Annotated in this window: 18 protein-coding genes; 6 read left to right on the top strand and 12 right to left on the bottom strand. The window is 73.8% G+C overall.

Going from position 1 to position 19,605, the window contains the following annotated elements; all coding sequences use genetic code 11:
- Positions 1–7: 7 nt before the first annotated feature.
- On the bottom strand, positions 8–544 hold the full coding sequence (locus tag ACIOC0_RS30285; RefSeq protein WP_402158920.1) for a hypothetical protein: 537 nt from the start codon (positions 542–544) through the stop codon (positions 8–10).
- Positions 545–705: 161 nt separating this feature from the next.
- Between ACIOC0_RS30285 and ACIOC0_RS30280 the strand changes: the two genes are divergently transcribed.
- Both ACIOC0_RS30280 and ACIOC0_RS30275 read left to right on the top strand, forming a co-directional pair.
- Positions 706–1,401, top strand: a complete 696-nt coding sequence (locus tag ACIOC0_RS30280; protein WP_402158919.1) for a L,D-transpeptidase family protein — start codon at positions 706–708, stop codon at positions 1,399–1,401.
- A gap of 123 nt (positions 1,402–1,524) precedes the next feature.
- The gene (locus tag ACIOC0_RS30275) at positions 1,525–1,698 is read left to right on the top strand and encodes a hypothetical protein (protein WP_351098581.1); all 174 of its coding nucleotides are present in this window, start codon (positions 1,525–1,527) and stop codon (positions 1,696–1,698) included.
- 40 nt (positions 1,699–1,738) lie between these two features.
- Here the strand turns inward: ACIOC0_RS30275 and ACIOC0_RS30270 are convergent, their stop codons facing one another.
- The gene (locus tag ACIOC0_RS30270) at positions 1,739–3,139 is read right to left on the bottom strand and encodes a S1 family peptidase (protein WP_402158918.1); all 1,401 of its coding nucleotides are present in this window, start codon (positions 3,137–3,139) and stop codon (positions 1,739–1,741) included.
- Positions 3,140–3,255: 116 nt separating this feature from the next.
- The gene (locus tag ACIOC0_RS30265) at positions 3,256–4,089 is read right to left on the bottom strand and encodes an SAM-dependent methyltransferase (RefSeq protein ID WP_402158917.1); all 834 of its coding nucleotides are present in this window, start codon (positions 4,087–4,089) and stop codon (positions 3,256–3,258) included.
- Between the two features lie 109 nt (positions 4,090–4,198).
- On the opposite strand from ACIOC0_RS30265, the gene ACIOC0_RS30260 reads away from it, so the two are divergent.
- The gene (locus ACIOC0_RS30260; protein ID WP_402158916.1) at positions 4,199–4,348 is read left to right on the top strand and encodes a hypothetical protein; all 150 of its coding nucleotides are present in this window, start codon (positions 4,199–4,201) and stop codon (positions 4,346–4,348) included.
- Between the two features lie 23 nt (positions 4,349–4,371).
- Positions 4,372–4,752, top strand: coding sequence for a PPOX class F420-dependent oxidoreductase (locus tag ACIOC0_RS30255; RefSeq protein WP_402158915.1), 381 nt, complete (start codon positions 4,372–4,374; stop codon positions 4,750–4,752).
- A gap of 44 nt (positions 4,753–4,796) precedes the next feature.
- On the opposite strand, the gene ACIOC0_RS30250 is transcribed toward ACIOC0_RS30255, so the two are convergent.
- From ACIOC0_RS30250 to ACIOC0_RS30235, 4 genes are all read right to left on the bottom strand, one after another.
- A complete protein-coding gene (locus ACIOC0_RS30250; RefSeq protein WP_402158914.1) occupies positions 4,797–7,568 on the bottom strand; it encodes an alpha/beta hydrolase family protein in 2,772 nt (923 codons plus the stop codon).
- Positions 7,569–7,738: 170 nt separating this feature from the next.
- On the bottom strand, positions 7,739–8,152 hold the full coding sequence (locus ACIOC0_RS30245) for a zinc ribbon domain-containing protein (RefSeq protein ID WP_351098576.1): 414 nt from the start codon (positions 8,150–8,152) through the stop codon (positions 7,739–7,741).
- Between the two features lie 173 nt (positions 8,153–8,325).
- Positions 8,326–9,030, bottom strand: a complete 705-nt coding sequence (locus ACIOC0_RS30240) for a TetR family transcriptional regulator (protein ID WP_402159073.1) — start codon at positions 9,028–9,030, stop codon at positions 8,326–8,328.
- A gap of 135 nt (positions 9,031–9,165) precedes the next feature.
- On the bottom strand, positions 9,166–10,014 hold the full coding sequence (locus ACIOC0_RS30235; protein WP_351098575.1) for a bifunctional methylenetetrahydrofolate dehydrogenase/methenyltetrahydrofolate cyclohydrolase: 849 nt from the start codon (positions 10,012–10,014) through the stop codon (positions 9,166–9,168).
- A gap of 197 nt (positions 10,015–10,211) precedes the next feature.
- On the opposite strand from ACIOC0_RS30235, the gene ACIOC0_RS30230 reads away from it, so the two are divergent.
- On the top strand, positions 10,212–11,063 hold the full coding sequence (locus ACIOC0_RS30230; protein ID WP_402158913.1) for a RimK family alpha-L-glutamate ligase: 852 nt from the start codon (positions 10,212–10,214) through the stop codon (positions 11,061–11,063).
- Positions 11,064–11,118: 55 nt separating this feature from the next.
- On the top strand, positions 11,119–11,892 hold the full coding sequence (locus ACIOC0_RS30225) for a peptidoglycan-binding protein (RefSeq protein WP_402158912.1): 774 nt from the start codon (positions 11,119–11,121) through the stop codon (positions 11,890–11,892).
- 14 nt (positions 11,893–11,906) lie between these two features.
- Here the strand turns inward: ACIOC0_RS30225 and ACIOC0_RS30220 are convergent, their stop codons facing one another.
- The 5 genes from ACIOC0_RS30220 to ACIOC0_RS30200 all read right to left on the bottom strand — a co-directional run bounded on the left by ACIOC0_RS30220 (position 11,907) and on the right by ACIOC0_RS30200 (position 19,298).
- On the bottom strand, positions 11,907–14,279 hold the full coding sequence (locus ACIOC0_RS30220; protein ID WP_402159072.1) for a SpoIIE family protein phosphatase: 2,373 nt from the start codon (positions 14,277–14,279) through the stop codon (positions 11,907–11,909).
- 139 nt (positions 14,280–14,418) lie between these two features.
- Positions 14,419–14,799: a hypothetical protein gene (locus ACIOC0_RS30215; protein WP_352251673.1), complete on the bottom strand. Its 381-nt coding sequence runs from the start codon at positions 14,797–14,799 to the stop codon at positions 14,419–14,421.
- 333 nt (positions 14,800–15,132) lie between these two features.
- A complete protein-coding gene (locus ACIOC0_RS30210; RefSeq protein ID WP_402158911.1) occupies positions 15,133–16,050 on the bottom strand; it encodes a MurR/RpiR family transcriptional regulator in 918 nt (305 codons plus the stop codon).
- A 183-nt stretch (positions 16,051–16,233) separates the two neighbouring features.
- A complete protein-coding gene (locus ACIOC0_RS30205; protein ID WP_402158910.1) occupies positions 16,234–18,150 on the bottom strand; it encodes a phosphatase PAP2 family protein in 1,917 nt (638 codons plus the stop codon).
- Between the two features lie 239 nt (positions 18,151–18,389).
- Positions 18,390–19,298: an N-acetylglucosamine kinase gene (locus tag ACIOC0_RS30200; protein ID WP_402158909.1), complete on the bottom strand. Its 909-nt coding sequence runs from the start codon at positions 19,296–19,298 to the stop codon at positions 18,390–18,392.
- Positions 19,299–19,605: the final 307 nt, after the last annotated feature.

Here is a 19,605-nt window from a genome sequence, read left to right as displayed (position 1 = left end):
CGGCCGCTCAGCCGTCCGCCGTCGGGAACGTCGGCCAGCGCGCCGGATGCCCCGGCGGCAGCCCCAGGTCCTCCCGCACGGCCGCGTAGTAGCCCTCGCGGGCGGCCCGCTGCCGCTCCAGCAGGGCCGGCCAGGCCGCCGCGTCCCGCGTGGTCGCCCGCACGAACCGCTCCATCTCCATCACCACGGTCACCCACACCCGGGCCCGCTCCACCACCTCATGGCCGCCCAGCATGAGCAGCGCCTCGCCGGTGGGGTCGCGGCCGTCGGTGGCCTCCGCCATCAGCGGCTCCGCCTCCGTGGGGGACATCGGGTGCGGATGCGGGTCCTCGCCCAGGTGCGCGGCGACGCGGTACGTCAGCACGACCGACTTCTTCAACGTCCGCGCGTAGTCCGCGTACACGGCGAGCCGCCGCTCCTCCCACCGGGCCGCGCGCTCGCGCCGGAACCGCTCCCGGTCACTGCGCGCCAGCGCCAGATACGACCCCAGGGCGCCGATCACCACACCGACGAGCGCGGGCAGTTGCTGTATGAACGCGGACATGCGGGCACGCTACCGGGCCGCTGCCGCTCGCCCGCCGCCCGGTGGCGCATCCACCGAACTTCACCGTTTCGTCACAGCCCGCACCGCACTACAACCGCCGGGGCCGTCCATCTGTCCAGTAAGTCGAGAGGGCCGAACACGCCAGGAAGAAGAGGGCAGTCATGGGGGACATACGCAGACGAGGGGCCGTGGTGCTCGGGGTGACGGGGCTGATGGCGCCGTTGACGCTCGCGCTGGGCACGACGCCCGCGCAGGCCGCGAGTTGTTCGACGCAGGCCGGGCTGTACCAGAAGCAGGTCGAGAGGTTCCTCGGCAGGCCCGTGGACGGCAAGCAGTCGGCCGCCGACTGCAAGGCGATCCGCGCCTTCCAGAACAAGCACGGCATCACGCCGAACATCGGTTACGCGGGACCCGTCACCTGGGGCGTGATGGACCTGATGAACAAGCAGAAGGCCGTGGGCAACAAGCCCAACAAGGCCGGCAAGTGCCCGACCAACAAGGGTCGCATCGCCTGCGTCGACCTCACCCTCCAGCTCAGCTGGATCCAGGACGGCGGCAAGCTCGTCTACGGCCCGGTCCCGGTCCGCACCGGCCGCAACGGGTACGAGACCCGCACCGGCCTGAAGAAGATCTACTGGCGGAACATCAACCACGTGTCGACGATCTACCACGTGCCCATGCCCTACAGCCAGTTCTTCGACGGGGGACAGGCCTTCCACTCGGTCGGCGTCAGCATGTGGAACCCGCCGGGCTCGCACGGCTGCGTCAACATGACCAAGACGGCGGCGCAGAAGTACTGGTCGCTGCTGCGCAAGGGCGACGACGTCTTCGTGTACGGGCGCAAGCCGGGGACGTGACCGGCCGGACGAACGGGTCGATAAGGGGACGGGGCGGACGTGATCAGTGACACGTCCGCTTTGTCCATTTAACTCAGGTATTACTCACGTTGCCTTCACCTGCGACCCCGTAAGATTCACATCATGTCCACCACTGTTGAACGCCTCTCCGAGCGATCGGCTGAAGAGGTCAACGAAGAGATCCGGGCCCTGTGGCTCCGATCGGGCGGGACACTGAGCGGCGAGCAGCGCGAGGAGTACCAGCGGCTCGTCCTGGAGTGGGCCGCCGCGGCCCCGAGCGCGGGCCAGGCGGTCTGACCGACCGCCCGGCCGGCGCTCCCCGCCCGCCCCGCGTCACTCATCCCCAGGTCGTCGAGTAGTACCGCTGGTAGGCCTTGCGGTCCTGCTCGGCCCGGAAATAGCGCGTGGCGGCCAGCGCCACCAGACTTCCCGCGATCACCAGCAGGCCCGGCCCGACGTTACGGGGGTCGACCAGGCGTGACGCCAGCGTCGTACCGCTGGTGCCGCCCGTCGCCGGCGTGGTCGAGCCCGGCGAAGTCCCGCCCGAACCGGCCCCCGCGGCGCCCGTCGGCGCGGACGTCGGCTGGGAGCCGTCCCCGTTCGGCGCGGCCGACGTGCCGTTCTGGGCGTCGGACGGCGCGGCCACGATCAGCTGCACGCCCAGCTGGGCCAGCGCCTTCGTCACCGGCTGGAAGTACGTCGTGCCCCCGGTGTTGCAGTCGCCGCTGCCGCCCGAGGTGATGCCGAGCGCGATGCCCTCGGAGAACATCGGCCCGCCGCTGTCCCCGGACTCGGCGCACACGGTCGTCTCGATCAGCCCGGACACCGTGCCCTCCGGGTAGTTGACCGTCGCGTCCAGCCCGGTGACCTCGCCGTCGCGCAGGCCGGTCGTGCTGCCGCTGCGGAACACCCGCTGGCCGACGGCCGCGTCGCCCACGCCCGTGATCCGCACCCCGTTGCCGTTGCCGATGGCGACCACGTCGGCGCCCTCGCCGGCCTCGCCCGACGAGTACTGCACCAAAGAGAAGTCGGCGCCGGGGAAGTTGGAGACGACCGTCTTGCCCAGCGCCCGGTTGCCCTGGTTGTCGGCGAACCACGCGGCCCCGGAGGGTCCGCAGTGGCCGGCGGTGAGGATGAAGTCGTTCGACCCGTTGGTCACGTTGAAGCCCGCCGAGCAGCGCCCGCCGGTCGACAGGATGGGCAGCGCGCCGTTGACCCGGGTGGTGAAGGTGCCCGAGGTGCGCTCCATGCGGACGTAACTGCCGATGCCCGACGCGACCTTCGTCAGCCGCGACCAGTCCGAGGCGGAGACGGTCTTGTCGCCCCGCACCACCACCTGGTTCGACCGGTAGTCCAGTACCCACGCGGTCCCGGGCACCTTCGGGGCCGAACGCAGCGCCGCCGTCGCCGACTTCAGCTCGTTCATGCTGTGCCCGACGAGCTTCGCCTGTGCGCCCGCCTTGCGGACCGCGGCCGCGCTCTCGTCGTCGGTGACGGCCACGACCGGCCGTCCCTCGTCGTCGATCCACGTGCCCGCGGTGCGGGAGGTGCCGAGCGTCTTCACCAGGTTCGCCCCGGTGCTGTCGGCGGACCGTGCCGTGTCGCCCGCCACCGCGGAGGTGACGGGCGGCTCGCCGGCCATGGCCGCCTGGGTGATCATGGCTCCTCCCGCGACGAGTCCGCCGACGGCCGCCAGCCGTGTCACTCGCCGGACGATCCGCCGTCGTACGTGCCTCATGCATGGCTCCCGAACCAGAACGCGCGGTGTCAACACCGCGGGGCCCTCCGGTCGTTGAGCGCCCTTCTTTCCATACGCACCCGGGCTCCGCAGCGTTCACCCGTAGGGTGATCATTTCACCGTTTGCGGGCCACTCCGCCGAACATGGCGACCTCGTCCGGCTCCGCCCCGCCGGACGTCTCAGGACGCCAGCGCGAGCAGGACACCACCCCCGGTTCCAGCAGCTCCAGACCGTCGAAGAAGCGGGCCACGTCCGCGGGCGTGCGCTGGGTCAGCCTGGGCGTGCCGTGCTCGTTCCAGAACCGCACCGCCTCGTCCACGTCCGGCATCGCCGGGGAGGTGACGGTGTGCGACAGCACCAGGTGGCTGCCCGGCGGGAGCGCGTCCATCAGGCGGCGCACCAGGGCGTACGGGTCCTCCTCGTCGCCGAGGAAGATGACCACGCCGAGCAGCATCAGCGCCACCGGCCGCTCGAAGTCCAGCGTGCGCGCGGCATGCCGGAGGATCGCGTCGACGTCGCGCAGGTCCTCGTCCAGATAGTCGGTGCGGCCCTGTGGGGTGCCGGCCAGCAGGGCGCGGGCGTGCGCCAGGACCAGCGGGTCGTTGTCGACGTAGACGACCCGTGAGTCGGCCGCCGCCCGCTGCGCGACCTCGTGCGTGTTGTCCGCCGTCGGCAGCCCGGTGCCGACGTCGAGGAACTGGCGTATCCCGGCCTCGGTCACCAGGTGGCGCACGGCGCGGCCGAGGAAGAGCCGGTCGGCGCGGGCGTACTCGCCGATCCCGGGGTGCAGCCGGCGGATCTCGTCGCCGGCCGCGCGGTCGACCTCGTAATTGTCCTTGCCGCCCAGCCAGTAGTTCCAGATACGGGCGGTGTGCGCCCGAGAGGTGTCGATGCGCTCGCGCGAGGACTGCGCCGTGTGGCCGCCGACGGCGGTCGGGTGCTCGGTCACGGATCTGCTCCTGTGGTGCTGACGGCACGGTCGGACGGACGTCCCGGCGCACGGTTCACGCACGCGGGTCAACCGGCAATCTAGACCGCTGAGTTCCCGGCCGTGCACGGTGCGTGAGATTCAGGCCACCCGTTCAGGCTTTCGGGTCTGGACCCGCCGCGATCCCGACTCCGCCTACGACCGGTTGTTCGCCGCCTTCACCGAGAAGGACAGCATCAAGGTCGACCCGGAGTACGAACTCCGACTGCCCAGGTGGTGACGTCCCCTTCTACACTGCGGGGTATGGACGCGACGGTGGTGGACACGCTGGCGGCCGGCAAGTACCTGCTGCTCACCAGCTACCGGAAGAACGGAACGCCCGTCTCCACCCCGGTGTGGGTGGTGCGCGACGGGGACGCCCTCGGCGTGTGGACGGCCGCCGACTCCTGGAAGGTCAAGCGGATCCGCGCCCGCGCCGACGTCCTGGTCGGCCCCTGCGACGTGCGCGGCCGCCCGACCGGGAGGCAGACACCGGCCACCGCCGAGGTCTGCGACGAGTCGACGACCGCCCGCTACCGCTCGCTGGTCGCCCGCAAGTACGGCCTCATCGGCCGCCTCACACTGCTCGGCAGCCGGCTGCGCCGGGGGACGAAGGGGACGGTGGGCATCCGCGTCACCTTGTGAGGTGCGGGGGCGGGCCCTGCGGACCACGCCCCCGCACGCGCGCCTTACGACGCGTCCAGCACCGTGCCCGTCAGCGGGGGCGCGTCGGGCCGGGGGACGCCCTCGAAGTCGTCGAGCCGCATGCGCAGCGACTCCGCCGGCTCGGCCACCTGGTCGGCCACCGTCGGCACGGTCAGGTCGACGCTCGTGGTCCCGGCCGGGACGTCCAGCCACAGCCACAGCGCCTCGGACAGCGGGCGCTCCGGATCCGCCTCGACGCCCTGCTCGAGCAGCCACTTCGGGTCGAGGTCCTTGGTGGACAGCTCCGCGCCCCCCTCGACCTGGGTCAGCTCGATCGGCAGCCCCACGTCCACGCCGGCGGCCTCGGACAGCGTCAGCCGCCAGGACAGCGCCTGCCCCTCGGTCACCCGGTCGGCGACCGGCGTCGCGGTGATCTTCGGCTCGGGGTCGTCGTTCTCCGCGGTGACCCCGCCCCGGTGGGAGCCGACGACGGCGCCCTCGACCGCCTTCACGGCGATGTCCTGACGGCGGTCGTAGGCGAACAGGGTGTCGCCCTTCACCTGGACCGGCACGTCGATGGCGTTGCCGCCGGGACGTATCGTGACCAGCTTGTCCGTGCCGCGCCCGGTCTCCGGGTCGAGGATGTACACGCGGACCTTCCCGGTGCCCTTCCCGGAGATCTCGACCGGGATCCGGTAGGTGCGGGTGCCGGAGTCGCCCTCCTTGACGATCGTGCGGCCGACGTCGACGCGCGGCAGCTTCGCCGCGTGCACCGCCGGGGTGCCGGGCGCCCAGCCCCAGGCGTCCATCAGCCACGCCCTCCCCGACGCCGAACGCGGCGTCAGATCGAGGGACTTCACGTGGCGCAGGTCGAGCTTCGCGCGGACGGCCGCGGTCAGCGGGACGCGCACCTCACGCGCCCAGTAGGAGGAGGTGCGGGAGCTGCCCGGCAGCCCGTCCACCCGAACGGCGCCCAGCGCGGCCCGCCGTCCGGCGGCGTCGGTGACGGCCACGTCGAGCCGGGTTCCGGTGGTGTTCGGGGGCACGAAGACCCGCAGCGCCAACTCCCGCGAGCCCGCGAGGGACAGCGGCGCGGCGGGCCGCACACGGGCCGTCGCACCCGGCGCGGACCAGTCCAGCGCCACGGCGCGGCGGCCGGTCTCCGGTGCGGTCTCCCACCACGCGAAGTGCGGGGAGCTTCCTTCCTGCTCCGGGTCCAGACAGGCGGCGGCCGGGTCGACGGCGACGGCCGAGCAGAGCCGGGCGCCGGTCACGGTCACCGGCCCGTCGGGAAGGAAGCCGCCGGTGCGGCGCGCTCCGACCGCGTGGCTCAGGACGCGGGCGGGGTCCGCGGAGGGGGCCCGCCGGCCGGAGCCGTCGAGCAGCGGACGCGCCCGGTCGTCGCCGGCCACGAACAGCCGGGCCGCGGCGGCGATGTAGGTCGCGCCGGCCCGGTGCTGCTGGTCCGCGGTGAGCCGGGTGGCGGCGCCCGTCGAGCACACCGGGTCCGGCTGGTCGCCGTCCGTCGTGAAGTCGTCCCAGGCGGGCGCCGCGGCCGTGCCGGGGGTCCACTCGCTGTTGAAGTAGTTGTGGTTCGCGCCGACCATGTAGAGCGAACTGTGCAGCGCCGCGCCCTTGCTGACGCCGCGCGTGCCGTCGGCGTACACCTCGCCCTGGAGGTCGGACACGTCGCCGTCGCAGCCCGGCAGGATCGTCGCCGACGGCACGTCCGCGACCGGATTCTGGCCGAAGATCGTCGGTCCGATGAGGACGGTGCCGCGGATCTTCCAGCGCACCGGGCCCTTGTAGCCGTCCTGCGCGGCGGGCGCCGGGTAGAGGCTGTCCATCGCGGCGCGGTTGACGCCTTCGCCGCCGCGCGAGTGGCCCACGAGCAGCACACGCGACAGGTCGGCCTTCGGGGCCTCGCGGACGGCCGCGGGGGCGCCGGCCGGGTTCGCGGCCCAGCCCGCCCAGCGGGCGAGGTGCTGCCGGACCAGGGAGGACCGCGCCTGGGCGCCGGCGTCGTCGACCTCCGCGTCCTGGCCGTTGATCCCGTTGGCGGAGATCGACACCGTCACATAGCCCTGGGAGGCCAGCAGTTTCTGGTCCTTGAGGTATCCCTTGTGGGAGGGGATGGGCTGGGTGCCGGTCGGGCAGGGCCACTCGATGGAGATGAACTCCGGGTCGTCCGGCTTGAAGCAGGTCGTGTGCCGGCCGTGCAGGAACAGCGCGAGCGGGCGCTTGCCGGTCGCTCCCTTCGGCGCGACGACGACGGCCTGCATCTCCACCGGGGCGGCGAAGCCGGGCAGCTTCACCGGGTCGAGGGCGTACTCGCCGGTGACGGTCCGGTACGCGCCCGGCACGCCGGGGTCGACGGAGCCCGCCGGCAGCGCGGCGGGCGGCCGGACGGCCGCCCGTGAACGCCGGCCCGGAGCGGCCGAGTCGCCCGCGGGCGCGTCCAGGCGGCGGCCGGCGGCCACCACGCTCAGTTCGTTCAGCGGGGCGCCCGCCACCTCGTCAAGGGCGAGCCGGAACGTGCGGCCGTCCTTGTCCGGCTTCGGCACGCCCAGCAGCCGGTTCGCCGCGTGGAACTCCACCCGGGCGTCGCCGGCGGGCACGCGCGTGGGCGAGCGCCACACCAGCTCGGCTGTGGCGCCCTGGCCGCTGATCCGCCAGCCGGGCGGCAGCGAGCGGTCGGCCGACGTGGTCGACGCCGGGGATTCGGACGGGGGTCGGGCCTGCGCCAGTCCCGGTGTTCCCGCCAGGGCCGCCAGCGCGGCCACGACGGCGACACCTGTTCGCCGGGCACGGATCAAGGGTCCACTCCTGAAGGGTGAGAGCGGGAGCCCCTTCCGTGTCAGGAGCTCCTCGTGTCACGGAGGAACCCCGATCACGCCTGCGGGTTGCCTGCGGCGCGGAATCGAACAGGCGGGACCGCAAGGATCCGGTCACCGCCGCCCGCGGGCGGGGACCTGCTGAGCCGGCGTCAGTGCCAGCCCCGGTACGGCTCGTCGACGAGCTGGAAGACCGGCTCGCCCCGGACCGGGTCCTTGGCCGTGGACAGCCGAACGCGGTCGCCGCTGTGGACGCCGATCAGCGGGCCCATGACCCTGCCGCGCACCACGAAACCCTCGGCCAGCTCGATCAGGGAGACGTTGCGGGCGGAGGGGGTGTTGCGGTGCACCACCGTGGCGTGACGGACCGTTCCCAGGCCCTCGCTGCGCTCCGTGAGCAGCTCGCTTCCCTGGCACACCGGACACAGCAGCCGGTGGTACATCGCGGTGCCGCACCAGGTGCAGCGCTGGAACCAGATCGCCTCCGTGTCCGTGCCCCGGCGGTCGAGAAGACCCGCGGAGGAGCCGGCTGCCGGCTGAACGGCGCTTCCTGAGTGGTGGTACACGCTGGTCAACTCCCTGCACATAGGCCGGAATCCACGTGCTCGGATCACCCGTGCACGGACGTGCGCGGTTCACCGTGCCACCGTGCACGCGCTCAGCGTATGGCACTCAGTGCCACTCGTAAAGGCACTGCGTACCCCCAATATTCCGGGCTCGCGGGTGGCCCCGGCCGGGCTCAGTCCCGGGCGAGGGCCGTCTCGATCTCCTGCACGACCCGCCACAGCGGAGCCCCCCGCCGCGACACCACCACGACCACATCGTCGGCGTCGTACGCGCCCGCGGCCCCGCCCGCCGTGCCGGGCGGCTCGGCAACCGGGGCGGCGGGCGGCCCGCCGAACGCCGACTGCACATACCCCAGCGCATGGTCCACCGTCGCGCTCGCGTCGCCCCGCCCGTCCGAACGCAGCCAGGAACGCAGGGCGTTGTTGTGCGCGGCGACCACGGCGGAGGCGATCACGTCGGCCCGCAGGCTCCCGTCGGCCCGGCCGGCGAAGCGGGCGCGCAGATACTCGGCGAGGGCGCGCTCGTAGCGCCACACCACCGACAGCTCGTACGCGCGCAGCCCCGGCACCTGTTTGGTGAGCCGGTAGCGCTGCACGGAGAAGGAGGGGTTCTCGGCGTACATGCGCAGCACCAGCCGGGCGGCGTCGCACACCCGGCGCACCGGCTCGTCGGTGTCGCCGCTCGCCGCCAGGAAGTCGGTCATGTCGGCCAGGCAGCGCTCGTGGTCGGGGAAGACCACGTCCTCCTTGGAAGGGAAGTAGCGGAAGAAGGAGCGTCGGCCGACCCCCGCGAGGGCCACGATGTCGTCGACGGTCGTCTGCTCGTAACCCCGCTCCAGGAACAGCCGGAAGGCCGCCGCCACCAACGCGTCCCGCATCGGCGGCTTCGGGGCGGCCTGCTCCGCGCGGTCACTGCGGTCACTGGCGCTCATGGCAGGGAACGTAACACCCGCCCGTCCCCGATGGCACTCGGTTCCCTCCGGGGAGGGAACCGAGTGCCCCGGCCGTCGCGCTCACTGCCGTTCCGCGGCCTCCACGACGTTGGTCAGCAGCATGGCCCGCGTCATCGGGCCCACACCGCCGACCGGCGGGGCGAACGACCCGGCGACGTCGCTCACGTCCGGGTGGACGTCGCCGAGGATGCCCTCCACCGTGCGGGTGAGGCCCACGGACAGCACGGTCGCGCCCGGCTTGATCCAGTCCGGGGTGACCAGGTGCGCCACACCGGCGGCGGCCACGACGACGTCCGCCACGCGGGTGTGCGCGGCGACGTCCTGGGTGGCCTCGTGGCACAGGGTCACCGTGGCGTGCTCGGTGGCACGGGTCAGCATCAGGCCCAGCGGACGGCCCACGGTCACTCCGCAGCCGATCACGCAGAACTGCTGGCCGGTGATGGGCACATGGTTGCGGCGCAGCAGGTCGATGATGCCGCGCGGGGTGCAGGGCAGCGGGCCCGGGATGCCCAGCACCAGCCGGCCGAGGCTGGCCGGGTGCAGGCCGTCGGCGTCCTTGACCGGGTCGATCAGCTCCAGCACGGCGTGGGTGTCGATATGGGCCGGCAGCGGCAGCTGCACGATGAACCCGGTGCAGGCCGGGTCGGCGTTCAGGCGCAGCACGGCGGCCTCGACGTCGGCCTGGGAGGCGTCGGCGGGCAGCTCGACCCGGATCGACGCGATGCCGACCTGGGCGCAGTCCCGGTGCTTGCCGCCGACGTAGGAGCGGCTGCCCGGGTCGTCGCCGACCAGGATCGTACCGAGCCCCGGGGTGATCCCGCGCTCCTTCAACGCCTGGACACGGAGGGCGAGTTCGCTCTTGATGTCGGCCGCGGCGGCCTTGCCGTCAAGGAGTGTTGCGGTGGTCACGGGAGTCGCGAGCCCTTCAGGAGACTTCAGCGGACGGTAGGGGGACGCCTTGCGGAACCGGGCCCACACCCCGGTCCCCACCCGCCATCGTACGTCCCGCCCGTCCCCTGCCCGCCGCCCGTCTCATCCCGCCCGTCCCCTGCCGCGTACGCTTCCCGGACCACCCCGCCGTCGCCCGTCGCCCGAGGAGCATCCGCATGCCCGCCGCCCGTGCCCGTCTCCTCTACGTCACCGACCTCGCCTACCCCGCCCGCGGCCGGCGCTACGGCGACGAGGACGTCTACCTCACCTCCCGGCTCCGCGCCGACTTCGACCTGGCCCTGTGCCATCCGCTGGACGTCGCCGCGCTGATGGACGCCTTCGACGCCGTCGTCGTCCGCAACAGCGGGCCGGTGCTCGGGTACCGCGAGGCCTACGACGCCTTCCGCGAGCGCGCCCTGGCCACCGGGGCCCGGGTCTACAACCCGCTCACCGGCCGCGCGGACATGGCCGGCAAGCAGTACCTGCTCGACCTGTGCGCCGAGGGCTTCCCGGTCGTCCCCACCGTCGACCGGGTCGAGGACCTCGACCGCCTGCCGGTGAGCGAGCGCTATGTCGTCAAGCCCAAGCACGGCGCCGACTCCGTGGGCCTGCGCGTCCTCGGCCCCGAGGCCCTGCACACCCTCGCCGAGGCGAGCGACGGAACCGTACTCGTGCAGCCGTACGTCGACTTCGCCTACGAGGTCTCCTTCTACTTCGTCGACGACGAGCTCCAGTACGCCCTGTACGCCCCGGACCCCGACCGCCGCTGGCGGCTCCAGCCGTACGAGCCCACCCCCGAGGACGTGGAGTTCGCCCGGCGTTTCATCGACTTCAACGGCCTCCCGCACGGCGTCCAGCGCGTCGACGCCTGCCGCGCCCCCGACGGCGGGCTGCTGCTGGTGGAGCTGGAGGACCTCAATCCGTACCTGTCGCTGGACGCCCTCGGCGAGGACGTCCGGGACGCGTTCGTCGCCGCGTTCACGCGTTCCCTGCACCGCTTCCTGCGCCGGCCCGCCACCCCCTGCTGAACCCCCTCGGCCGCGCGCCCGTATCTCTTCCCGGGGACCACCGGAAGGAGAGAGCGTGCCGACACCGGACGGACCCGGGCAGCCCTACGAGCGCGAGGTCCTGGAGCCCATCCGGGTGCTGCGACCGCGCAACACCGACGCTCTGGCGCAGATGTTCCGCGAGATGACCGAGGACGCCGACCTCTACGAGGCGGTCCCGCTGCCGCCCCCGCGACAGCCCGGCGCCGAGGCGGACACCGAGGAGATCCCGCCGGTGAGCCGCCGCGCGTCCCGGCGTGAGCGCGTGGAGCCGACCCGGAGGCGCGTCGGTCCGTCCCGGCGGCGCCCCGCCGACGCGCGCAGGTCGCCCGGGGAGCCCCGCCCGGACCGGCTCGCCGGGCCCGACCGGGACCGCACCGCCGGCCCGCACCGGATCGCCATCGTCTCGCTCGCCGTGCTGGCCGCGGCCCTCGTCGGTTTCGCCTGCGCTCTGCTGCTGCCCGCCCGCGCCCAGCAGGCGGCCGCGCAGCCCCCGCCGTCCGCCCCGGCCGCGCCCGCGCCGACGGCCGCCGAAAGCGCCCCGATCGCCTCGCCCGCGCCGTCCGCCCCGGCCGACCCGGACGGCGCCGGCACCCTGCGCGAGGGCGACACCGGCGCGGAGGTCACCGACCTGCAGAAGCGGCTGCGCCGTATCCCGAACGTCTACGACGGCGGCGCCACCGACGGCCGCTACGACACCGTCCTCACCGAGGCCGTGGCCCGCTTCCAGCTCTGGTACGGCATCCGCGGCGACGAGAGCGGCGTCTACGGCGACGACACCCGCCGCGACCTGGAATCACGCACCGGATGAGCCCGCAAGGACCGCTAAGGTGCCTCCCCCTCGTCCGTCGGCACCCGGATGTCCAGCACGCACACGTCGTCGCGCCGCTCGGGCTCCAGCATCGCGCCGAGCAGGCCGCCCAGCTGCGTCGGGCCGAGCGCCCCGGAGGCGACGGCGGCGTCGGCGAGCCGCTCCAGGCCCCGGTCGATGCTCTCCGAGGGCCGCTCGACGAGCCCGTCGGTGTACAGCACGACCCGGTCGCCCGGCCGGAGCAGGCACTCCGCCTCCTCGTAGCGCGGGTTGTCGCGCGCGCCGAGCAGCATGCCGTGGGGCCGATCCAGATAGCGGGCCTCCCCGTCGCGCAGCAGCAGCGGCGGCGGATGCCCGGCCTGCGCCCACAGCAGCCGCCGCCGGGCGGGGTTGTAGCGGGCCAGGATCATGGTCGCGGTGCCGTGCGGGTCACGGGAGTGCAGCAGCAGGGCGTTGAGCCGGACCAGCGCGCCGGTCAGCGACGACCCTGTGATGATCATGCCCTTGGCGGTGAAGCGCAGCAGCGCCATCGCGGCGACGGCGTCCATGCCGTGCCCGGCGACGTCGCCCACCACGAACAGGGCATCGCCGTCGGGGAGTTCGATGGCGCTGAACCAGTCGCCGCCCACGTTGAGGCCGGACTGCGCGGGCAGGTAGGCGAGGTCGACGCGCAGCCCGGCCACCCGGACGGGCCGTCTGGGCAGCGGCAGCAGCGCGTCCTGGAGGCGGGAGGCCATGGTGCGCTCGGCCTGCAGCACGCCGTGCTGGGTGAGGATCGCCCGCTCGCTGGCGACGAGGGCGAGTTCGGCGCTGCGCTGCGCGGTCAGGTCCTGGAGGAAGCCGTGCACCTCGACGGGCCTGCCGTGGACGTCCGACACCGTCTCGGCGACCGCCCGCAGATGCCGCACACCCTGGCGGGTCAGGATGCGGAACGGCACGTCGCACGGCCGTCCCTCCCGCACCAGCTCGGTGATGGCCCGGGTGAGCAGGGGCGTCTCCTCGGGCAGGGCGAGGCCCGGGAGCTGGGCCAGGGGCACGGCGCCGTGCGCGGGGTCGCGGTCGAGGATGGCGAAGACCTGCGTGGACCAGTTCATCTCGCCGGTGACGAGGTTCCAGTTGGCCCAGCCGAGGTTGCCGAGCCGCTGCACGTCGGCGAGCCGCTGCTCCTGCCGGTCGGAAGGGTCGTGCCGGACCCAGCTGACGACCAGTCCGTCGCCCAGCCGCGCGGCGCGCGCCGACACCGTCGCCAGTTCGCCCGTGCCGGCGACGGTCTGCTGCCGGGCGAACGGCTCGCTCTCGAAGGGCTGTCCGGAGGCCAGCGCCGTCAGGCAGCCCTGCCAGAGCGGTTCCTCGGTCACGCTGGGCCAGCACTCCAGGAAGCGCAGCCCGAGCAGTTCGCGCCCGCAGCGGCCGACGGCGTCGAACGCGCCGACGGTCGCCGCCTCGACGCGGAAGTCCTCGACGTCGCCCGCGCGGGTGCGCAGGGGGGACAGCAGCACCGCGGGCACCGGCAGCCGGTCGAACACCGTCTGCACGGAGTCGGGGACCGTGCCGAGCGTCGGGTGCTGCCGCGGCCCGAAGGTGCGCAGCGCGCCGGCGGCCAACCGAGCGGCGGACAGCAGTTGTTGCCGGACCTCGGGGGTGAACGGGCCCTCGCGGCGGCGCAGTACGCCGAGGGCGACGTCGGCGGAGTCCCCGGACGTCACCGGCAGCCAGGCCCGGCTGGGCCACCGGTCGGGCGGATCGCCGATCAGCAGGTAGCGGACCCGGTCCTCGCGCAGGTTCTCCAGCCAGCGCGGCTCGCCGGAGTCCAGCGCGTCGAGGGCGGCGATCCCGCTCAGCGGCGGCACCTGCCTCCACTGACCCGCCAGCACGTCGTCGACGCCGGCGTGGCCGACCAGTTCGAGGCCGCCGCCGGGCCGCCGCGCGAAGATCATGACGGCGTCGGCGTCGGCGCCGGGGGCGAGATGTTCCAGCAGACAGCGGGCGAGGTCCTGGGGGCCGCCGACGTGGACCAGCGCCTTGGCGAGCCGGCCGAGGCCGGCGGGGTCGGCCGGTTCCTGGTCCGGCGGCGGGTACGGGTCCCAGGCCGCCGGGTTCTCCTCGCGGCGGCCGGCGAGGGCGTCGTCCCCGGCCGCCTCGGCGCCGGCGGCGCTCCGGCCCAGCCCGCCGAGGGTGACCCAGCACTCCTCCAGCAGCGTCCGCCGGGCCTCCTTCGCCCGCCGGTGCAGCTCCTCCTGGGCGGCGTCGGGGGAGCAGCCGGTCAGCGCCATCACCGCGCCCTTGGCCCGCTCCAGCACCGCTGAGGTGGCCGCCAGGTTCTGCAGCCGGTCCATCTCGGCCCGCTGGCGCGCCACGATCCGGGTGAGGGCCGCCATGTCGGGCATGGCACCGGACTCGGCGGGCCGGGCGGATTCGCTCGTCACGGCACGAGCATGGCACATGCAACCGCATTTGATCGCGGTCTTGCGGCAACCCTGCCACCGGCGGCTATCCCGTCACGGGGGCTGGAGCGGAGGATGCCGTTCAGCGGCCGGGGGAGTGCTCCACGAGTGCCTCGGTGACGGCGCGGACGCTGCGCGCGATGTGCTGCAACTGCATGACCTCGGCCGCGTAGAGCTTGATGGTGTGCTCGATGACGGATTCGGGCATGCCGAGCCGCGGCAGGTCGGCGCGCGCGGTCTGCAGCGCGGTGCGGGCCACCCGGATCTCGTGCTGGACCTGGATCTGCGCGTGGCGGGCCAGCAGGACCGGGTGCCGCAGCAGCGCCGGGTAGCTGGCGTAGCGCGCGGGCACCAGTTCGCGCAGCCACTTGGCCGCGGAGCGCTCCCAGTCGTAGCTGCCGGGGTTCTTGACCTGGCACGGCCAGTCCGGGCTGATGCGCGTCGTCGTCAGGGGCATGATCATCGCTTCCGGGTGTGCGGCGTCGTGGCGGAGGGGTGGTCCGACGTGTGGGGCGGCCCCGGCCTAGGGGAGGACCGGGGCCGCCACGTTGGCCCCGCCGCCGGCGAGGCCCCGGACACCCTCGCGCCGACGTGGGTAGGGGACGGCGGCTTCAGGTGCCCGTTCGTGAGCCCTTGGGGGGCCGGTGGAGCCGTGGAGCAGTATTTATATATGCCGTCCGCTTTGCAAGACGTATGAAAACATTCATGCGCGAAATGACCGCAATGGTCCCTCTGCGTGTTTTCCGTGACCGGGGGTGCGGGGCAGGGGCGGCGGACGGCCTCCGCGACTGTTCGCCTACTCGCGCAGGAAGAACTGGTGCTGCTCGGCGATCTGCTCGTACTCGTCCAGTCGCGCCTGGGTGCGTTCGGGACCCGCGTCGGTCATGGCCTGGAGCAGCGCCGCGGCCATCACACCGGGGGCGGCGTAGGAGTCGAAGACCAGACGGGAGCCGGTCCCGGTGGCGAAGGTGACGTCGGCCTCGTCGGCGATCGCCCCCAGCGCCAGGTCCGTCACCAGCGCCACCTTCAGCCCCGCGCCGCGCGCGACCCGTACGGCGGTCAGCGTCTCCTGGGCGTGCCGCGGCATCGAGAACGCCAGCACCCAGGTGCCGCCGGCCTCCCGGGACTGAAGCAGCGCGTCGTAGGCGACGCTGCCGCCCCGCGTCACCAGCCGCACGTCCGGGTGGACCCGCCGGGCGGCGTAGGCGAAGTACTCGGCCAGCGAGACCGAGATGCGCAGGCCCAGCACGGTCAGCGGGGCCGAGTCCGACAGCTGCCGGCCCACGTCGATCACCCGGTCGGGATCGGCGAAGTCGCGGCGCAGGTTCTCCAGGTTCTCGATCTCCGCGTCGACCGCCGCCTGGAGTTCGTTGCTCCGGTTCACCTCCGCCGGGCCGCCGGCCAGGGTCCCCAGCGCGATCGACTGGAGCTTCTCCCGCAGCGCCGGATACCCGCTGAAGCCGACCGCCGCCGCGAACCGGGTCACCGACGGCTGGCTGACGCCCACCCGGTCCGCGAGATCCGTGATCGACAGGAACGCGGCCTCGGTGATGTGCTCGATCAGGTACTGCGCGATGCGCCGCTGACCCGGCGACAGCCGGGGCCCGTCGAAGAGCGCCCGGAGCCGGGACGTCGCGGACACCTCCGTCTGCGGACCGGTCCTGCCCGAGGTGATCGTGGATGCCTGTGCGCGTGCCTGCTGAGGCGATGGCACCGCTGGTCCTCCTTTGTCTCCCACGAAGCTCAACATAGCCCACGGACCACGCCGGCCCGGGGTCGTGAGCTGCGGGTGCGGGCGGCCCGGAGGAGAACGGCGCGGGGACCGCCGGGGACGCTGCGGACGGGGGCGGGTGCGGCGCCGGTGGACCCCGGCCGCCCCGCCCCCGCCGTCAGGGCGTCACCGCTTCACGACACGTACCGACAGACCGTCCGCCGTGTAGAGCGGTACGGCCCTCAGCGTCTCGGAGTTCAGCTCGACCCGGGCGAAGCGGCCGCGCAGCGCCGGGGCGTCGATCACACGGAGGGTGCTGCCCACGGCCGGGGCGTGCTCCGCGTCCACGTGCAGCGACAGCACGCTGTCCTCGCCCAGCACGACCCGCCGGGTCACGGTCAGCGCCGCCTGCCGCGCGTCCGCCCGCAGCGTCGACTCCAGCGTGCCCGCCTCCTGCGCGAACACCCCGTGCACCTGCGTCGGTCCTGCGACGCGCAACGTCCCGCCCGCCACCCGCACGTCGTCGCGGCCCAGCGCGCGCGCCGACGCGGCGACCAGCACGCCGTCCTCGACGACCGTGCCGCCGCGGTAGCGGTTGTCGCCGCTCAGGGTGAGCGTGCCGGTGCCCCGCTTGGTCAGGGAACCCCGGCCGTCGATGTCGTTGCGCCAGGCGTCCGCCGCGTGGAAGCCGCCGGCCGCCGCGTCCAGGGTGACCGTCACATCGGAGTCGAAGGCGCCGTATCCGTCCGCCGCCGCGAACAGGTTGAGCCGGCCCCACTGCTCGAAGCCGTCCAGCAGCACGTACCCGGCGGGCAGCGCGGTGGTGCGCAGCACCTCCCGGCGCTGCGCCGCCGACAGGTACGGCAGCCGCGTCTCCAGCAGCGCCTCCGCGCCCTTGGGCACGGTCAGCGGCTCGTCCCCGCCCTCCCGCCGCAGCACATAGGTCAGGCGCGGCTCGACCGCGCGGGCGTTGGCCTCCCGGTCGGCGTACGGGTCGCCCGCGTCGGAGTGGGCGTACGCGAACAGGGTGTCGGCGGTCGTGCCGGTGCGCTGCGTGAAGTACGCCAGCGCCTGCGCCCGCGCCGCAGCCTTCAGCTCGGCGTTCGCCGGGTCGGCCAGCGTGGCCGCGGCGAGGGCCGTGGCCATGATCCGGCCGCCCATGACGTCGACGGTGGAGTGCATGCCCGACATGATCCGGGTGTGGCTGAGCTCCAGGGCCCGCGTCACCAGCTCCTGGAACCGCTCGGGCACTGCGTATGCGTACGCGAGCGCCGCCAGGTGGAAGGCGTTGGTGTGACCGCTCGGGAAACCGCCGTCGTCGACGGGCGAGGCGCTGCGCTGGCGCAGCAACTGCGGGGCGACCTTGACCTCGGATGCGTAGACCGGGTAGCCGAGCGCGTCGGTCCTGCCGGTGTCGACGACCTCGCTGTCCTCGTTCATGCGCCACGGGCGCGGGTACTGGAAGGCGTACTTGCCCGGGTTGCCGGAGGCGTAGGGGCCGCGCAACGTGTCGACGAGCTTGGCCACCTGGCCGAGGTCGGAGGTGTGGGAGCCGGCGCCCAGTGCGGAACCGGCGGGGGCGTCGGCCGGCACGGAGTCGTCGATCTTGGCCGGCGGAGTCGTGTCCGGGGCGCTGGTGATCGACGTGACCGCCTTGGCGCCCGCCTTGTACAGGCCGGCCAGCGGGCCCAGGCCGCCGATCATCGCGTAGCTCTGGTGCTGGCGGTCGTAGAGGAACGCCTCCTTCGCCTGCGCCTCGGTGCGAGCGGCGGTGAGGCGCGCGCAGTAGCGCATGTTCGCGCGCAACACGTCGGGGCGCAGCGGTGTGCCGGTGTTCCAGGCGGCGCCGGTCTTCCAGACCTGGGCCATGCCGCCGAGGATCCGCACCACGGCGTTGGTCTCGGGCGTGAGGTTCGCCAGGACGTTCGTCTTGTAGTCGTCCGCGAACGGGAGCGGCGCGGTCGCGGCCTTCGCGTCGGCGGCGGCCGGCCAGGTGATCAGGGTCGGGGCGGCGACCAGGGCGGCGGCCCCGCCCAGGGACGTCCTGAGGAAGCCCCTCCTGTCCACGGGGGAGATGACGCGGTGCCCGTCGGTAGACGGCATGGGTGTGCCTCTTTTCAGTTCTGCGGCCGTACGGCCGTGGAGGGGGACGTGCTGATCCGGTGCGCTGCCGCGGGTCCTGACGACCCGTGAGCCCGGAGAGTGCGTGCGTGCGAAGATCTACGGCCGGGCCGTGTCCCACCGACAAGGCCCCGACGACCGCGACATGTCCCACGGATGAACGGGCGGACCCCGCCCGGCCCGTACCACCGGCGGGGGACCCGCGCCCCGGGCGCCGCCCCTCACAGCAGCGTCCGCGCGAGCGCCACCGCTCCCTGGGCCGGAGGAGCGCTCAGGGGGTGGGTCCGGGTGCCGGGGAAGGACTCGGCGAGGGCCGTGGTGAAGGCGTCGTACAGGGCGGGCTGGGCGAGGATCGTGCCGCCCGCCACCACCACGTCGTCGACGGGGACGCCACGGGCGCCGAGCCGGGCGACGAGGGCGGCGAGCGAGCCGCCGGCCTCGGCGATCACGGACGCGGCGAGGCGGGAGCCCTCGGCGGCGGCCGCGAAGACGGCGGGGGCGTGCCGGCCCCACTCGGCGGACGGGGACGAGGCGGCCTCCAGGGCCGCGCACAGCCCCGGCACCTCGGCGACCCCGAACGCGCCGATGAGCCCGCGCGCGAGGGCGTCAGGCTCCTCCCCGCGGTCGTGCGCGGCCCACACCGCGCGGGCCGCCTCCCGGACCAGGCCGGCCGCGCCGCCCTCGTCGCCGAGGACCGCGCCCCAGCCGCCCACCTGGACGGACCTGCCGTCGGACAGCCGGCCCACCGCCACCGAACCGGTGCCGGCGACCAGGCCGACGCCCTTGTCGAGGCCCGCCGCGGGAACGAGGAGCTCGGCGTCGCCCACGACCAGCGCGGGCGCGTCCAAATGGGGTCCGAGCGCGGCGCGGATCCGCGCGCACTGGAGTTCCGTCTCGCAGGCGTGAGCGCCGACGGCCACGGCGGCCGGGCGTGCGCCCGCCGCCAGGGCGTCGGCGATCAGCGCGGCCAGCCAACGGGCGGCGGCCACCGGGTCGTGCGGGCGCCAGCCCTCGCTCGGGCGGACCAGCTCGGCCACCGTCGTGTCGCCCGCCAGGGCGCGCAGATGGGTCTTGGTGCCGCCCACGTCGATGCCGACCACGAGGGCGCACGCGGGGGGAGAGTCCTGCACGGATCCTCTTTCGTCGTAGCGCGATGGAGCCATGTGCCGCGACGGTGGGCGAACCGTGCCGAGAGGTGCGGAAGAACTAGGGAAGCCCCGGGACGGGCTTCTGGCGGACCACGGCAGGCGAGTACCGTGACGTTCGTTAGGAAGTTAACTAACGAAGTACAGTGCGTCAAGAGTGCGTCGCGCATCCGCCCGTCGGCCGGATTTCACGGTCCGCCGCGGCCCGCCGGCGTCACGGCATCCCGTCACCCGCGTCCCGCGAGGGCGACCGCCCCCGGGAGCGCGGCCCATCACCTGAGTGGGGAAAGTG

It is taken from the genome of Streptomyces sp. NPDC088254, assembly GCF_044740925.1.
GTDB lineage: Bacteria > Actinomycetota > Actinomycetes > Streptomycetales > Streptomycetaceae > Streptomyces.
This window is presented reverse-complemented; position numbering and strand designations above follow the sequence as displayed.

What these genes read in the sequence shown, in the direction of transcription:
- ACIOC0_RS30285 (WP_402158920.1), bottom strand. Translation starts at nt 544, where the DNA reads ATGTCCGCGTTCATACAGCAACTGCCCGCGCTCGTCGGTGTGGTGATC.
- ACIOC0_RS30275 (WP_351098581.1), top strand. Translation starts at nt 1,525, where the DNA reads ATGTCCACCACTGTTGAACGCCTCTCCGAGCGATCGGCTGAAGAGGTC.
- ACIOC0_RS30220 (WP_402159072.1), bottom strand. Translation starts at nt 14,279, where the DNA reads ATGCCCGACATGGCGGCCCTCACCCGGATCGTGGCGCGCCAGCGGGCC.
- ACIOC0_RS30280 (WP_402158919.1), top strand. Translation starts at nt 706, where the DNA reads ATGGGGGACATACGCAGACGAGGGGCCGTGGTGCTCGGGGTGACGGGG.
- ACIOC0_RS30205 (WP_402158910.1), bottom strand. Translation starts at nt 18,150, where the DNA reads ATGCCGTCTACCGACGGGCACCGCGTCATCTCCCCCGTGGACAGGAGG.
- ACIOC0_RS30215 (WP_352251673.1), bottom strand. Translation starts at nt 14,799, where the DNA reads ATGATCATGCCCCTGACGACGACGCGCATCAGCCCGGACTGGCCGTGC.
- ACIOC0_RS30270 (WP_402158918.1), bottom strand. Translation starts at nt 3,139, where the DNA reads ATGAGGCACGTACGACGGCGGATCGTCCGGCGAGTGACACGGCTGGCG.
- ACIOC0_RS30230 (WP_402158913.1), top strand. Translation starts at nt 10,212, where the DNA reads ATGCCCGCCGCCCGTGCCCGTCTCCTCTACGTCACCGACCTCGCCTAC.
- ACIOC0_RS30240 (WP_402159073.1), bottom strand. Translation starts at nt 9,030, where the DNA reads ATGCGGGACGCGTTGGTGGCGGCGGCCTTCCGGCTGTTCCTGGAGCGG.
- ACIOC0_RS30255 (WP_402158915.1), top strand. Translation starts at nt 4,372, where the DNA reads ATGGACGCGACGGTGGTGGACACGCTGGCGGCCGGCAAGTACCTGCTG.